This window comes from Clostridium senegalense (assembly GCF_018916625.1).
Taxonomy (GTDB): Bacteria; Bacillota; Clostridia; order Clostridiales; family Clostridiaceae; genus Clostridium_J; species Clostridium_J senegalense.
Genome location: NZ_JAHLNC010000001.1, coordinates 520,056 through 535,571, shown reverse-complemented (window position 1 = coordinate 535,571; position 15,516 = coordinate 520,056). Strand labels below are relative to the sequence as shown.

Sequence of the window (15,516 nt, the reverse complement as noted above, 5' to 3'; positions counted from 1 at the left end):
TATATAAATTGGCAATTGAAAATCAAATCGTTAGGGGATAGAATTAAGTTAATAACGTGAGTTTTTATAAAGTATCCCAAATATATTATTAGGAGGTCTGTAGAATGAAGGAGTTTATGAGCATAGGACAAATAACTAAACCTCATGGAGTTAGGGGTGAGGTGAAAGTTTTTTCGCTTACAGATAGTTTAGAGGAATTTAGAGAGTTAGAAAAAGTTTATATAGATGGCGTAGAAAGAAAAATAACATCATGTAAATTACAAAGTGATAGAGCAATATTAAAAATTGAGGGTATAGAATCTATGAATGAGGCAGAAGAGTATAGAAATAAATATTTAAAAATTCATAGAAACGATGCAAAACAGCTTGAAGAAGATAGTTATTATGTTGCAGATTTAATAGATTGTAAGGTTTTTGATACTGACGGGGTAGAACTTGGGAAAGTATATGATGTTTTAGAAACAGGTAGTAATGATGTATATTGGGTAAAAGGTGGAAAAGAGGAAGTTTTAATACCTGCATTAAAAGAAATAATAGTTAGTATTAATATTGAAAAAAGTGAAATTGTGATAAAGCCTGTGAAGGTTTGGAGTGAATAATGAAAATACATATATTAACTCTTTTCCCAGAAATGTTTGATGTTTTTAATCATAGTATTTTAGGAAGGGCACAAAAGGAAAGTATTTTAAATATTGAATGTGTAAATATAAGAGATTATACAAATAATAAGCATAAAAAAGTTGATGACTATCCATATGGTGGTGGTGCTGGAATGGTGATGATGCCACAACCAATAGTTGATTGTATAAAAGATGTTAAAAAAGTTAATAATGGTAAAGTAGTATTTTTAGGTCCAAGAGGAAAGACTTTTAATCAGAAAATGGCTAAGGATTTTAGTAAAGAAAAAGAATTAATATTTCTTTGTGGTCATTATGAAGGTATTGACGAAAGAATTTATGATTATATAGATATGGAGGTATCATTAGGTGACTTTGTATTAACTGGTGGTGAAATGGCGTGTATACCGATTGTTGATAGTATAAGTAGAATGATTCCTAATGTATTATCTTGTGATGAAAGTTTTATGGAGGAATCTTTTTATGATGGACTTTTAGAATATCCTCAATACACACGACCTTTTGAATTCGAAGGAAAAAAAGTTCCAGAAATATTAATTTCAGGACATCATGAAAATATACGAAAATATAGAAGATTACAATCACTATTAATAACAAAAAAACAAAGAAATGATTTATACAAAAACATTGAACTTACAAAAGAAGATAAAAAAATGTTGGAAAATTATTATAAAACTAAAAAATAAGTTGATAACATTAAATTTATATGATAAAATCATTTTTGTGCTGGGCGGTCCTCTGTCATTTACATATGATTAAGAACGTCAAATAATTTTTAGGAGGTAACGCACAATGTTAGACATAATAAAACAAATCGAAGCAGAACAAATCAGAACTGATTTACCAGAATTCAATGTAGGAGATACTGTTAAAGTTCACATCAGAATAAGTGAAGGAAACAAGGAAAGAATCCAAGTTTTCGAAGGAACAGTTCTTAAAAGACAAAACGGTGGAGCAAGAGAAACTTTTACAGTAAGAAGAGTAGCTTCTGGTGTAGGAGTTGAAAAAACTTTCCCAGTTAACTCTCCTGTAATAGAGAAAGTTGACGTTGTAAGAAGAGGTAAAGTAAGAAGAGCTAAATTATTCTACTTAAGAGATAGAGTAGGAAAAGCTGCTAAGGTTAAAGAATTAATAAGATAATTTTGTAAAAAATGGGGCGTTAGTGTCCCTTTTTTTATTATGAAAATTATTTGGTTAGTAAATATATAAGTTATATTTTAAGTTTTAAAATCTATAAAAGATAAAATAAAATTCAATACAATATTAGATAAAGAAGGTGTAGTTATGAGTATAAACTGGTTTCCAGGGCATATGGCTAAAACAAGAAGACAAATAAAAGAAAATTTAAAACTTGTTGATGCTGTAATTGAAATAAGAGATGCTAGAATAGTAAGATCTAGTGCTAATCCAGATATAGAGGATATTTGTCAAAATAAACCTAGAATAATTTTATTAAATAAAAGCGATTTAAGTGAAGAAAAAGTGACAAAGCAATGGGTTAAGGAATTGTCTAATGAACATACAAAAGTTTTAAGTGTAAATTGTTTAAAAGGATTAGGTCTTAAAAATATAAAACCTGCATTAGATGAAATGTTAAAGGAAAAACATGATAATTTAAGAAACAAGGGTGTAGTTAATATAGTTACTAGAGTAATGGTAGTTGGAATACCAAATGTGGGAAAATCTACATTTATAAATAAATTGGCTAAAAATAATATAGCTAAAACAGGTGATAAGCCAGGTGTTACTAGAAATAAGCAATGGATAAAAACTAAAATAGGAATAGAACTTATGGATACTCCAGGCGTATTATGGCCTAAATTTGAGGATGAAACTGTAGGGCTTGATTTAGCGTTCACTGGTGCTATAAAAGACGAAATTATGGATATAGAAGAGTTAGCCTTGAAATTAATAGAAACCCTTCAAGTTAGTTATCCAGAGAGGTTGAAGGAAAGGTATAAGCTTCCTGAACTTAGTGAATCAGCGTTAGAGAATATGGATAATATAGGTAGGAAAAGAGGAGCTGTCATAGCACGTGGTAATATAGACTACAATAGAGTAGCTGTTATGTTATTAGATGAATTTAGAGGTGGAAAATTAGGAAATATATCATTAGAAAAGCCAGAGAAATAAGGTGATATACTTGGAAGTTATAGATTTGAGTAAAATGAAATTTGCTCTTGTTAAAGAATACGTTTTAAATTTTCAAAATAACAATGATATAAGAACTTCAAAACTAAAGTTTATGGAACTTATAAAAATGTTAAATGATGATAGCAGAAAGAATGTAAATAAATTAGGTGAAAAGTTAGAAAAAATTATAATAGCCTATGAAGCGGAAGTTAACAGAGTAAAAGATATGTATATTTTTGATAAAAATTTTGGTGATTTTAAATATATTGCTGGTGTAGATGAAGTTGGAAGAGGTCCTTTAGCAGGTCCTATAGTTTCAGCTGCTGTAATATTAAACTTAAATTATATGGATGATAGAGAATTAATGTTATATATTAATGATTCTAAAAAGCTTTCTCCAGAAAAAAGAAAATACCTAAGTGAAATAATAAAGTCTAAAGCTGTAAGCTATAATATATCAGTTATAGATAATAAAGAAATAGATGAAAAGGGTATTGGGTGGTGCAATCAAGAGGTTTTTAGAAGGGCATGCTATGGTTTAGATAAAAAACCAGATTTAGTTTTATCTGATGGATATTTAATAAAAGAGTTTGATATAGAAAATAAAAGTGTAATAAAAGGTGATACTAAAAGTGCATCTATAGCCTGTGCATCTATATTAGCCAAGGTCTATAGAGATAAAATTATGGAAGATTATCATCAGCATTATCCAGAATACAAATTTTGCAGAAATGTAGGATATGGGACAGAGGAACATGTTCAAGCTATAAAGAGAATTGGTATAACTGAAATACATAGAAAAAGTTTTTTAACCAACATATTAAATAAATAAAATTATAGTCTCAAAATAAAGGGTGATTTTTATTTTGAGACTATTTATAAGATTATATGTAACCGTTTACCAAAAACGCATTTTTGATTAGATTTATTTCAGGTTTATAGTCATTTAGAAGAACTTCAACAACATCAAATCTTATACTATAATTGAATAATTTATTTTTACAAATATAGTATTGCGCAGTTTTTATTATTTTCTTTTCTTTGTAAAAATTAACAGCTTCACTAGGATATCCATAATAATCTGATTGTCTAGTTTTAACTTCTATAAAACAGATAGAATCATCGTTTTTGCCTATTATATCGATTTCACCAATATTACATGTGAAATTTCTACATAATATTTTATATTTATGTTTTTTTAGATAGTTTGTGGCTAAATCTTCACCACTATCCCCAATGATTTTATTAAAAATTTTCAATAATATGACCTCCTAAAATCAAAGCAAATATATTTTTATTATTGCCAAGTATAATGATAATAAACAAATTAAATTTGAAGATGTTTATTATCATAATAACCTGTCAACAATTAACATAAACAGAATAAGGAGGGATAAATATGGCTATACAATTATCCTGTGCTACATTTTTAGGGGTAGAAGGAATTGTTATATCTGTAGAAATAGATATTTCAAGAGGAATACCATCATTTAATATAGTTGGTATGGCAGATACTTCTGTAAAAGAAGCAAAGGATAGGGTTAGAGCTGCAATAATTAATTCAGGATATAAGTTTCCTAATAATAGGATAACTATAAACTTAGCACCTGCTGATTTGAAAAAGGAAGGTACTATATTTGACTTACCTATAGCTTTAGGAATATTAATAGCAAGTAAACAAATAGAAATAGAAAATATGGATCATTACTTGGTAATGGGTGAATTATCTTTATCAGGAAAATTAAAAAAAGTTAAGGGTGTATTACCAATAGCCATTGAGGGAAGTAAAAAAGGATTTAAAAAATTATTAATTCCTTATGATAATTATGTTGATTGTTCTATGATAAAAGATATAGAAATTTATCCACTAAATAGCTTAAAGCAGTCAGTAGAATTTTTATTACACAAAGATATGCCTTCATACCACTATAAGGAAGCAAAAGAAATATTAAAAGAAAGCTCTAGAGATTTTTCAGAGGTTATAGGACAAGAAGCGGCGAAAAGAGCTTTGGAAGTAGCTGCTGCAGGAGGACATAATATATTAATGCATGGTGCACCAGGTTCTGGTAAAACAATGTTGGCAGAAAGAATAACATCGATACTACCTAATTTAACTTATGAAGAAGCTTTAGATGTTACCAAAATATATAGCGTCCATGGTGGTGTGAATTATGAAGGGGGACTTATAAAAAGAAGACCTTTTAGAAGTCCACACAATACTATAACAGAAGTAGCTCTTGTTGGTGGTGGTAGAAATCTAATGCCTGGTGAAATTTCATTAGCTCACAATGGGGTATTGTTTTTAGATGAAATATTGGAATTTAAAAAAAATTTATTGCAAATGTTAAGACAACCTTTAGAAGATAGAACAATTAAAATAACTAGAAATGCAGGAACAGTGTCTTATCCATCTAGTTTTATGTTAGTTGCTGCATTAAATCCATGTCCATGTGGATTTTATGGAACTAATATAAAGCCATGTCGATGTAGTGATTATGAAATAAAAAGATACATTGGAAAATTATCAGGACCACTTTTAGATAGAATAGACATATTTACACAAGTTAATCCTTTGTCTTATGGAGAGATAAATTGTAATATAAAAAAAGAAAGTTCAAAAGAAATACGAGAAAGGGTTGAAAATGCAAGAACCATTCAAATAAAAAGGTTTAAAGATGAAAATATAAAGAATAATTCTGAAATGAAACAAAAGCATATAAAAAAATATTGTGAAATAGATAATAAAACAAGTAAAATATTGGAGTTGGCTTTTAATAAGTTTCATTTAAGCACAAGGGTATACAGTAGAATTTTAAAAGTAAGTAGAACTATAGCTGATATAGAAGGTAAAGAAAATATTGAAGAAAAACATATAATTGAAGCATTAAATTATAGAAAATTTATAAATAGTGAAATTATATAAAGGGAGAATTAAAAATGTACGATAAGTATAAGATTTGGTTAGCTATAGCACCTATAAAAAATAGTATAAAATTAGAACTTTTAAAAGAGCTTACAGATGAGAAGAATATTTATAATTTTATGAAGGAAAATAGTAATAGAAAAAATAGACTTGTAGAAACTCTTCTAAGAACTTATAGTGAAGAAAGATTATACAACATTCAAGAACTATGTGAGAGGGAAGGTATAAGTTTTTTAAATATAAAGGATAATAAGTATCCTAAAAGCTTGTTAAATATAAATGAGATGCCTTACGGAGTGTTTTATAGAGGGAATATAGATAAGTTAAATAATAATGATAAGAAAATAGCTATTGTTGGTTCTAGAAGAGCTAGTTATTATGGAAAAAACATAGTTGAAATTATTTGTAGAGAACTTAAAGATACTAATGTTCAAATAATAAGTGGACTTGCAAGAGGAATAGATGGAGAAGCACATAAAAGATCAATAGAGAATGGAATATATACTTGTGGAGTTCTAGGATGTGGTGTAGATGTCATATATCCTAAGGAACACAAAAATTTATATAAAAAAATCATTGAGGAGCAAGGATGCATATTATCAGAATTTTCACCTGATGCACCACCAGAAAGGTTTAGGTTTCCTCTTAGAAATAGAATAATAAGTGGACTTTCTAATTTGATATTAATTGTAGAAGCTGGTGAAAAAAGTGGATCTTTAATAACAGCTAATTGGGCATTGGAACAAGGAAAAGATATTATGGCAGTACCTGCATCTATATTTTTAGAACAAAATAAAGGTACGAATAAATTAATAAAGGATGGTGCATATCCATTTACGAAAGTAGAAGATATTATAAATTTATTAGAAATTGACAAAACTTGCAATACAGATAAAAATGTTAGGAAAAGTTATAGTGAGATATGTGATAGAATATACGAGATTTTGACTAGTGAACCAATGCATGTTGACGAAATAGCAAGAAGTTCTAATATTGACATAACTCAATTGTATGGGGTATTATTTGAAATGCAACTACGAGAAGAAATATGTTGTTTAAATGGCAATTATTATGTTAAGGTAAATAAGAGTATATAAAATAACATTTTTACACATAAATATTTAATATGAATAACTATTATAGGGATACAAAATTGTTTCTTAAGTTATACATGGAAGATTTTGATTCTTAAAAGGGTGATGGCAAGCTTGTAAAATTTTCAATTAAATCACTTTTTTAGCTAAAAATAAATATTTTGAGTTAATATGTAAGTTAAGGTTTTAGCTTGTTTAAATATATTAAATTAAAGTAGTATAATGTTAAATTAAATAATGACGAAATTACTGGAGGGGATACGATGGGTCAAAAACTAGTTATAGTTGAGTCACCAGCTAAAGCGAAGACCATAAAAAAATATTTAGGAAAAAATTACGTAGTTGAAGCTTCTATGGGACATATTAGAGATTTACCAAAAAGCCAATTAGGCGTTGATATAGAGAATAATTATGAACCTAAATATATTACCATTAGAGGAAAAGGTGAATTAATAAAAAAGTTAAAAAAAGAAGCTAAAAAAAGTGAAAAAGTTTACCTTGCAACTGACCCTGATAGAGAGGGTGAAGCTATTTCTTGGCATTTAGCTAATATATTAAAGATTGATGGAAGTGAAAAATGTAGAATAGAATTCAATGAAATTACTAAAAATGCTGTAAAATCTGCAATAAAAAATCCTAGATTAATAAATGAGAATGTATTTGATGCTCAACAAGCAAGAAGAGTTTTAGATAGATTAGTAGGATATAAAATAAGCCCTATATTATGGAGAAAAGTAAGATGGGGATTAAGTGCGGGAAGAGTTCAATCAGTAGCACTTAAAATAATCTGTGATAGAGAAAAAGAAATAAAAGAATTTATACCGAAGGAATATTGGTCTATAGAATGTGAAGTTTATAAAGATTCCTTAAAAGATAAGTTTACAATTAAATTACACAATAAAAAAGGTAAGAAAATAGAAATTTTATCAAAAGAAGAAAATGATTCAATAATAAAAGAATTAGAACAAGGTGATTTTGTAGTTGGAAATATTAAAAATACGGAAAAAAATAAAAATCCACTACCACCATTTACTACAAGTACATTGCAACAAGAAGCTTATAGAAAATTAAATTTTTCTACTAAAAAGACAATGTCAGTTGCACAAGAATTATATGAAGGTATAGAAATAAAAGGTTTTGGAACTGTAGGTTTAATAACATATATGAGAACAGATTCTGTTAGAGTATCTGATGAAGCTCAAGAAGCTTCAAAACAATATATTCAGAATAATTTTGGAGATGAATATATTCCAGAGGTAAAAAGAGTATATAAAGGTAAAAAAAATAGCCAAGATGCACATGAGGCTATAAGACCAAGTAATGTTGAAATAACACCTGAAATTGCAAAGCAAACATTAAAAGATACTCAATTTAAATTATATTCTTTAATATGGAATAGATTTATGGCAAGTCAAATGGCTTCTTGTATTTTAAACAGCACATCAATAAATGTTAATAATAATGATTATGTTTTCAAAGCTAGTGGATCTGTTGTTAAATTTGATGGATTTACTAAAGTTTATAAAAGTGAATCCGATGAAGAAAATAAAACACTTAAAATACCAGATTTGAAAACAGGTGATAAATTAAAAGAAAATAACACTGAAGGAAAACAGCATTTTACTCAACCGCCTCCTAAATTTTCTGAGGCATCATTAGTTAAAACATTAGAAGAAAATGGTATAGGAAGGCCAAGTACTTATGCACCTACAATATCAACTATACTAGACAGAAAATATATTGAAAGAAATAAAAAGGTGTTGGATCCTACGGAATTAGGGCATATAGTTAACAACTTAATTTCTGAGTATTTTAAGCAGATTGTAGATGTTGAGTTTACTGCAGAAATGGAAAGTAAACTTGATAATGTAGAAGAAGGTACTGCAGAGTGGAAAAAAATTGTAGATGAATTTTTCACACCATTAAAAGAAGCTATAGAAATAGCAGAAAAAGAAATAGCTAAAATAACAATAGAGGATAAAGTAACAGACATACCATGTGATAAATGTGGAAGATTGATGGTTGTAAAACATGGTAGATTTGGAGATTTCTTAGCATGTCCTGGATATCCAGAATGTGAAAATACTAAACCAATAGCAAAGGAATTAGATGTACCGTGTCCTAAGTGTGGAAAGAAAATATTAGAAAAAAGAAGTAGAAAAGGAAGAACTTTTTATGGATGTAGCGGATATCCAGAATGCGATTTTGTGAGTTGGTTTGAACCATCTGGAGAAAAATGCCCAGAATGTAATGACATTTTAGTAAAAAGGTATACAAAAACAAAAGGAAATTATTTAGAATGTGCTAATAAAGAATGTAAATATAGGAAAGAGTTAAAAGAAGAAATAAAAGAAGAAGAAAATTAAATAAAAATTTTTGTTAAAAACAAAAAAAACTTTACAAATTCGTTAAAAAGTTTTATAATGCTTGAGTTGGTAAAATGAAATAGAAATATATTATCTAAATAAAATCATTCTTAATTAATATTTATTATAAACACTACAAATTGATTAGATTTTGCTATAATTTTTTACTTGAAAAAGTTATAGCAAAATCTATATGCTATACACTTTATATAAAACGTAATTCTAAAAATATGAAAAAATTTCAAGTATATTTTATTAAAAATATAGTAAAATAATAATAAATACATAAAAAAAAATAAATTAATTGCTTTAAAATTTATTATATACTTAATTTTAATTTAATATTTCTATAAATATGTTGTTTTACAAAAAAATAATATATTTGTCGAAATAGGTAAAAAAACATTGAAATTTTAAAATTGATATGATATGATAATTAGTATCATAAACAATTCAAAAAATTTTTAATTAGCTAAAAATTGCAAGAAATGTTTTGAGTGACAGCTTATTTGTAGTAGATTGATTTGTGGGAGTAGAAACAAGAAAGAATATAAACTAGTGTTTATAAAGGAGGAGAAGTAGAAGTGTCGCTATTAGATAAAACAAGAAGACTAAATAAAATTTTACAAAAATCAGGAACAGAACCAGTAGTTTTTGATGAAATATGTAATTTATTAAGCGAAGTATTAGATTGTAACGTATATGTTATAAGCAGAAAAGGAAAAGTTTTAGGATATAATTTTGCTGGAGGATTTGAATGTGAGACTGTTAAAGATCACGTTGTTAATAATATGAGATTCCCAGAAGATTATAATGAAAGACTTTTAGGGGTAGATGAAACAAGAGCTAATCTTTCAAGCAAAGGAATTTGCGTATTTGAAGGAGAAAAAGATTGTGAAATTGAAGGAAAACTTTCTACTATAGTACCTATAAATGGAAATAGAGAAAGATTAGGAACTTTATTATTAGCTAGATTTAATAAAGAATTCTTTGAAGAAGATTTAGTTATTGCTGAATATAGTGCAACTATAGTAGGAATGGAAATATTAAGAGCTAAAAATGAAGAAATAGAAGAAGAAGCAAGAAAGAAAGCTATAGTTCAATTAGCAATAGGAACACTTTCTTATTCAGAGTTAGAAGCTGTAGAACATATATTTAATGAGTTAGACGGCTATGAAGGTCTTTTAGTAGCTTCTAAAATAGCTGATAAAGTTGGAATAACTAGATCAGTTATAGTAAATGCATTAAGAAAATTTGAGAGTGCTGGAGTTATTGAATCAAGATCTTTAGGTATGAAAGGTACTCATATAAAAATACTTAATGAGAAATTAATAGAAGAGTTAGATAAATTAAAATAGAGCATTATGCTCTATTTTTTTTGTTTAAATATTGTATTTTATTAAAATCAATGCTATAAAGTTTCAAATTAAGTTTTAAAATTATTTATTTTAAAACTTGGATATCTAAAACAATGAAGTATGTGTCTTTAATCATCAAAAATGAATATTAAATTCTTTATAAAAAATTTGAAGTTATTAAATAAACTTTTGTTAGCAGGTGATAAGATTAAGTACAATTATAGTTAATTGAAAACAATGGATGAAACTGAAAGTCAGTTTTTAAAAATAAAAATACTGTTAGTATTATTAGGGAGATAGTGAGTAATAGTTACTAAAACTTTTAACAAAAGGAAACCATTAATTATAGATAAAATGTTAATTGAAGTTTTCTGTATTGACAAATAAATAACTTTATAATCTGCACTATAACCTTACATTTAATAGAAGTTAAAAATAAAAATACGTTTATTAAAGTATTTTATGGATATAATACTAATGTTAATTTATAATTAAAAATACTTCAAATGAAGTGAAATTTTATATTGAATAGTGATTAGTATTATGATATACTAACACAGGTAAGAATACGCACATTGCTGTATTTTCTAGAAAGGTGCCTTATTTTGAAGGTTTTTTAGAAAAAATGAGGGCAATGGAGGAAAAACCAGGAGGGAATTTAAAATGGCAGTAATATCAATGAAACAATTATTAGAAGCTGGTGTACATTTTGGACACCAAACAAGAAGATGGAACCCTAAAATGGCTCCATATATATTCACAGAAAGAAATGGAATATATATAATCGATTTACAAAAAACAGTTAAGAAAATCGATGAAGCTTATGATTTCTTAAAATCAGTATCAGAAGAAGGAAAAGATGTACTTTTCGTTGGAACTAAAAAACAAGCTCAAGAAGCTATTAAAGACGAAGCAATAAGATCAGGAATGCACTTCGTAAACAATAGATGGTTAGGTGGAATGTTAACAAACTTCACAACTATCAAAACTAGAATCGGAAGATTAGAAGAATTAGACAACATGGAAGAAGATGGAACATTTGATGTTTTACCTAAGAAAGAAGTTACTCTATTAAAAAATGAAAGAGAAAAACTAGAGAAAAACTTAGGCGGAATCAGAAACATGGATGCTAATAATATAGGAGCATTATTTGTTGTAGATCCAAGAAAAGAAAAAAATGCTATATCAGAAGCAAAAATATTAGGAATACCTGTTGTTGCTATAGTTGACACAAACTGTGATCCAGATGAAGTTGATTACGTAATACCAGGAAATGATGATGCTATAAGAGCGGTAAAACTAATAACTGAGAGATTAAGCGATGCTATAATCGAAGCAAGACAAGGTGAACAATTAGCTGAATAATTTTATTTTACCTTGAATAATTGACATTTTAGAATAAAAAATGTTAGTAGAGTAAATAAATTTAAAAGGTAAGTGAAAATAAATTTCATTTACCTTTTAAATTAGTTAAGAGTAGGAGGAATTATAAATGATAACTGCAAGCATGGTTAAAGAGCTTAGAGAAAGAACTGGTGCAGGAATGATGGACTGCAAAAGAGCTTTAAGTGAAACTAATGGAGATATGGATAAAGCGATAGAAATATTAAGAGAAAAAGGGTTAGCTGCAGCTGCTAAAAAAGCAGGAAGAATAGCAGCTGAAGGACTAGTTGTTACTTATATTTCAGAAGATAATAAAAAAGGTGCTGTAGTAGAAGTAAACTGTGAAACAGACTTCGTTGCAGCTAATGAAGAATTTGTTAAATTAGCTAAAAATATAGCTAAGCAAGTAACTTATTCAAATGTTACTACTGTAGAAGAATTAATAGAAGAAAATTACATAGAAGATGAAACTTCTACTATAAAAGATACATTAACAGCATTAATAGCTAAAATCGGAGAAAATATGTCTGTAAGAAGATTTAAAAGATTTAGCATAGAAAATGGAATGCTTCAAAGCTATATACACGGTGGTGGAAGAATAGCTGTTATGGTTGAACTTGCTTGTGATAAGCAAGATGAAACTTTAGCTCAAGTTGGAAAAGATGTTGCTATGCAAATTGCTGCTGCAAATCCATTATTCTTAGATGAAACAGCTGTTGATCATGAAACTATAGAAAAAGAAAAAGAAATCTATAGAGTTCAAGCTTTAAATGAAGGTAAACCAGAAAAAATAGTAGAAAAAATGGTTGAAGGAAGAGTTAAAAAATACTTAAAAGAAGTTTGTTTAGTTGATCAAGTTTGGGTTAAAAATCCTGACTATACAATAACTAAATATCTTCAAGAAGAGTCTAAGAAAATAGGTGCTGACATAAAAATTAATAGATTCGCTAGATTCGAAAGAGGAGAGGGAATCGAGAAAAAAGAAGATAACTTTGCAGAAGAAGTTGCAAAAATGCAAGGTAAATAATAAAAAATAAAAGAGAACCTATGTGTTCTCTTTTTTTAAAATAAACATATAAATTTACAAATTTTTGATGGAATTATAATAATTTGGAGGTACAATATATATGGAAGCTGCAAAATATAAAAGAGTAATGCTTAAACTTTCAGGTGAGGCTTTAGCTGCTGATAAGGGGTATGGTATAGATTTTGATATAGCTAGTAAAATAGCTTTACAAATTAAAGAATTAGTAGAGATGGGTGTTGAAGTTGGAGCTGTTGTTGGTGGAGGAAATATCTGGCGCGGACGACAAGGCGAAGATATGGATAGAACAACTGCGGATTATATGGGTATGTTAGCAACATGTATAAATGCATTAGCACTTCAAGACTCATTAGAGAGTGCTGGAGTACACACAAGAGTACAAACAGCTATTGAGATGAGAGAAATTGCTGAACCTTATATAAGAAGAAGAGCCATGAGACACTTAGAAAAAGGAAGAGTAGTGATATTTGCAGCAGGTACTGGAAATCCATATTTTTCAACAGATACTACAGCAGCTTTAAGAGCTGCAGAAATAGAAGCAGATGTAATATTATTAGCAAAAAAAGTAGATGGGGTTTATGATAAAGATCCATATAAACATAATGGTGCTGTTAAATTTGATAACTTAAGTTACTTTGATGTCATAGAAAAGGGCCTTCAGGTTATGGATACTACAGCAACATCATTATGTATGGATAATGATATTCCAATATTAGTATTTGGATTAGATAAACCAGAAAATATAATTAAAGCTGTAAAAGGTGAAAAAATTGGTACTCTAGTATCTAAAGTATCTTGTAATAAATAATTTTTGGAGGTAGTTTATTGTATGATTAAAGAAATTATAAAAAATGCTGATGAAAAAATGACAAAGACTCTTACAGTTTTAAAAGGTGAATTATCAACAATGAAAGCTGGAAGAGCAAATCCAAAAATGTTAGACAGAATAGAAGTGGAATGCTATGGTAGCATGGTTCCATTAAACCAAGTAGCTAATATATCTGCTCCGGAAGCAAGAGTACTTTTAATACAACCATGGGATAAAAGTTCTTTAAAAGATATTGAAAAAGCTATTTTAAAATCTGATTTAGGATTAAATCCTACTAGTGATGGTGCAGTTATAAGATTAATGATTCCTGAACTAACAGAAGAGACAAGAAAAAATCTTGTTAAGAATATAAAAAAAGTTGGAGAAGATGCGAAAGTTGCAGTGAGATCTATAAGAAGAGATGCTAATGATAAGATAAAAGCTCTTAAAAAAGATGGAGAAATTACTGAAGATGAAGCTAAAAAGTCAGAAGATAGCATTCAGAAGGAAACTGACAAATACGTAAAAGAAATAGATACAATTGTTGCAGCAAAAGAAAAAGAAGTTATGTCAATTTAATTTTATATTAATAGATAAAAACCTGCATTTATGCAGGTTTTTATTGGTTTAAAATTAAATTTGTATTTATATTAATGAAAATGCATAATATAAAATTAATTTTTAAATCTATTTTATAAACTTAAATATAAATAAAACTTTATTTTTTATTTAAATTTGATAAAATTATTATTAAGTGTAGTTCAACTTTAACTTATATATGATATATAAGGTTGAGTTAAAATTTATTTAATGACTAAAACATATTTTTATATCAAATGACTTTTGAAATTATATATCTATAATCTTGACTATTGTATCAATTTTGGTATATCTAGATTTTAAAATGAATAATTTAAATAGTCAGCTTAGAACTATATAAAAATAACAACAGATAAAAATAAAGAAAAATCACTTTTAGATTTAGAATGGAGAGATAAACATGTTGAATTTTTTTAAGGGTAGTGAAAAAAAAGAAGAAGAAATAATTTTAGATAGTAATAATATACCAAAACATATAGCAATTATCATGGATGGAAATGGAAGATGGGCTAAGGATAGAGGATTGGCTAGAATGCTTGGACATAGAGAAGGTATGAAAACTATAAAAAGAATTTTGAATAGAGCATCTGATTTAGGTGTAAAATATTTAACCTTATATGCCTTTTCCACAGAAAACTGGAAAAGACCTAAAGAAGAGGTTGGTGCACTGATGAAATTAATAATTGAATTTGCGCATAAAGAATGTGAAGATTTAAAGAAAAATAATGTAATAGTAAAAACAATAGGAGATTTAGACAAGTTACCTAATACTAGTTTAGAAGCAATAAATATGTTAAAAGAGGAAACAAAAAACAATACAGGTATTGTATTAAATATTGCATTAAATTATGGTGGAAGAGATGAAATTATAGTAGCAACAAAAGAAATATGTAAGCAGTTACTAAATGGAAAAATATCAATAGATGATATAAATGAAGAATTAGTAAATAATAATTTATACACAGCAGGTATGCCAGATCCAGATTTGATAATAAGACCTAGCGGAGAGCAAAGATTGAGTAATTATCTATTATGGCAAAGTGCATATTCAGAGTTTTGGTATTCTAACATAAAGTGGCCAGATTTTAGTGAAAAAGATTTAGAAAGAGCTATTTATGATTATCAAAATAGGGATAGAAGATTTGGTGCTGTAAAGTAATGGAAGGAG

Annotated in this window: 15 protein-coding genes; 14 read left to right on the top strand and 1 reads right to left on the bottom strand. The window is 27.7% G+C overall.

From position 1 onward, the window contains the following. Positions 1 to 104: 104 nt before the first annotated feature. The 5 genes from rimM (at position 105) to KQI36_RS02615 (ending at position 3,603) form a co-directional block, all read left to right on the top strand. Positions 105 to 599, top strand: coding sequence for a ribosome maturation factor RimM (gene rimM / locus KQI36_RS02635; protein ID WP_216449519.1), 495 nt, complete (start codon positions 105 to 107; stop codon positions 597 to 599). Then, on the top strand, positions 599 to 1,324 hold the full coding sequence (gene trmD / locus KQI36_RS02630; RefSeq protein WP_216449518.1) for a tRNA (guanosine(37)-N1)-methyltransferase TrmD: 726 nt from the start codon (positions 599 to 601) through the stop codon (positions 1,322 to 1,324). The genes rimM and trmD overlap by 1 nt, the downstream gene beginning before the upstream one ends. A gap of 106 nt (positions 1,325 to 1,430) precedes the next feature. After that, entirely contained in the window at positions 1,431 to 1,778 is a 348-nt protein-coding gene (rplS, locus tag KQI36_RS02625) for a 50S ribosomal protein L19 (protein ID WP_010292772.1), read from the top strand. 144 nt (positions 1,779 to 1,922) lie between these two features. Continuing rightward, complete coding sequence (gene ylqF, locus KQI36_RS02620; protein ID WP_216449517.1) at positions 1,923 to 2,771, top strand: ribosome biogenesis GTPase YlqF; 849 nt, start codon at positions 1,923 to 1,925, stop codon at positions 2,769 to 2,771. Positions 2,772 to 2,805: 34 nt separating this feature from the next. Next, complete coding sequence (locus KQI36_RS02615) at positions 2,806 to 3,603, top strand: ribonuclease HII (protein WP_425321720.1); 798 nt, start codon at positions 2,806 to 2,808, stop codon at positions 3,601 to 3,603. Between the two features lie 52 nt (positions 3,604 to 3,655). Here KQI36_RS02615 and KQI36_RS02610 read toward each other — a convergent pair whose 3' ends face one another. Beyond that, positions 3,656 to 4,030 (bottom strand): YraN family protein, encoded by a 375-nt coding sequence (locus KQI36_RS02610; RefSeq protein ID WP_216449515.1) that lies wholly within the window; start codon positions 4,028 to 4,030, stop codon positions 3,656 to 3,658. 140 nt (positions 4,031 to 4,170) lie between these two features. Between KQI36_RS02610 and KQI36_RS02605 the strand changes: the two genes are divergently transcribed. From KQI36_RS02605 to KQI36_RS02565, 9 genes are all read left to right on the top strand, one after another. Further along, a complete protein-coding gene (locus KQI36_RS02605) occupies positions 4,171 to 5,694 on the top strand; it encodes a YifB family Mg chelatase-like AAA ATPase (protein ID WP_216449514.1) in 1,524 nt (507 codons plus the stop codon). Between the two features lie 14 nt (positions 5,695 to 5,708). Next, a complete protein-coding gene (gene dprA / locus KQI36_RS02600; protein WP_216449513.1) occupies positions 5,709 to 6,791 on the top strand; it encodes a DNA-processing protein DprA in 1,083 nt (360 codons plus the stop codon). 260 nt (positions 6,792 to 7,051) lie between these two features. After that, positions 7,052 to 9,154, top strand: coding sequence for a type I DNA topoisomerase (gene topA, locus KQI36_RS02595; RefSeq protein ID WP_216449512.1), 2,103 nt, complete (start codon positions 7,052 to 7,054; stop codon positions 9,152 to 9,154). Between the two features lie 584 nt (positions 9,155 to 9,738). Next, complete coding sequence (gene codY, locus KQI36_RS02590; RefSeq protein WP_010292762.1) at positions 9,739 to 10,512, top strand: GTP-sensing pleiotropic transcriptional regulator CodY; 774 nt, start codon at positions 9,739 to 9,741, stop codon at positions 10,510 to 10,512. Positions 10,513 to 11,175: 663 nt separating this feature from the next. Beyond that, positions 11,176 to 11,877, top strand: coding sequence for a 30S ribosomal protein S2 (rpsB, locus tag KQI36_RS02585; protein ID WP_010292760.1), 702 nt, complete (start codon positions 11,176 to 11,178; stop codon positions 11,875 to 11,877). 127 nt (positions 11,878 to 12,004) lie between these two features. Further along, a complete protein-coding gene (gene tsf, locus KQI36_RS02580; RefSeq protein ID WP_010292758.1) occupies positions 12,005 to 12,922 on the top strand; it encodes a translation elongation factor Ts in 918 nt (305 codons plus the stop codon). Positions 12,923 to 13,022: 100 nt separating this feature from the next. Beyond that, entirely contained in the window at positions 13,023 to 13,748 is a 726-nt protein-coding gene (pyrH, locus tag KQI36_RS02575; RefSeq protein WP_216449511.1) for a UMP kinase, read from the top strand. A 21-nt stretch (positions 13,749 to 13,769) separates the two neighbouring features. After that, complete coding sequence (frr, locus tag KQI36_RS02570) at positions 13,770 to 14,327, top strand: ribosome recycling factor (protein WP_010292755.1); 558 nt, start codon at positions 13,770 to 13,772, stop codon at positions 14,325 to 14,327. Positions 14,328 to 14,748: 421 nt separating this feature from the next. After that, complete coding sequence (locus KQI36_RS02565; RefSeq protein ID WP_216449510.1) at positions 14,749 to 15,507, top strand: undecaprenyl pyrophosphate synthase; 759 nt, start codon at positions 14,749 to 14,751, stop codon at positions 15,505 to 15,507. Positions 15,508 to 15,516: the final 9 nt, after the last annotated feature.

Bases quoted from the DNA above. Each gene is read 5' to 3' on its own strand.
- tsf (WP_010292758.1), top strand. From the start codon at position 12,005: ATGATAACTGCAAGCATGGTTAAAGAGCTTAGAGAAAGAACTGGTGCA.
- KQI36_RS02565 (WP_216449510.1), top strand. From the start codon at position 14,749: ATGTTGAATTTTTTTAAGGGTAGTGAAAAAAAAGAAGAAGAAATAATT.
- KQI36_RS02615 (WP_425321720.1), top strand. From the start codon at position 2,806: ATGAAATTTGCTCTTGTTAAAGAATACGTTTTAAATTTTCAAAATAAC.
- KQI36_RS02605 (WP_216449514.1), top strand. From the start codon at position 4,171: ATGGCTATACAATTATCCTGTGCTACATTTTTAGGGGTAGAAGGAATT.
- dprA (WP_216449513.1), top strand. From the start codon at position 5,709: ATGTACGATAAGTATAAGATTTGGTTAGCTATAGCACCTATAAAAAAT.
- pyrH (WP_216449511.1), top strand. From the start codon at position 13,023: ATGGAAGCTGCAAAATATAAAAGAGTAATGCTTAAACTTTCAGGTGAG.
- rimM (WP_216449519.1), top strand. From the start codon at position 105: ATGAAGGAGTTTATGAGCATAGGACAAATAACTAAACCTCATGGAGTT.
- rpsB (WP_010292760.1), top strand. From the start codon at position 11,176: ATGGCAGTAATATCAATGAAACAATTATTAGAAGCTGGTGTACATTTT.
- rplS (WP_010292772.1), top strand. From the start codon at position 1,431: ATGTTAGACATAATAAAACAAATCGAAGCAGAACAAATCAGAACTGAT.
- ylqF (WP_216449517.1), top strand. From the start codon at position 1,923: ATGAGTATAAACTGGTTTCCAGGGCATATGGCTAAAACAAGAAGACAA.
- trmD (WP_216449518.1), top strand. From the start codon at position 599: ATGAAAATACATATATTAACTCTTTTCCCAGAAATGTTTGATGTTTTT.
- topA (WP_216449512.1), top strand. From the start codon at position 7,052: ATGGGTCAAAAACTAGTTATAGTTGAGTCACCAGCTAAAGCGAAGACC.
- frr (WP_010292755.1), top strand. From the start codon at position 13,770: ATGATTAAAGAAATTATAAAAAATGCTGATGAAAAAATGACAAAGACT.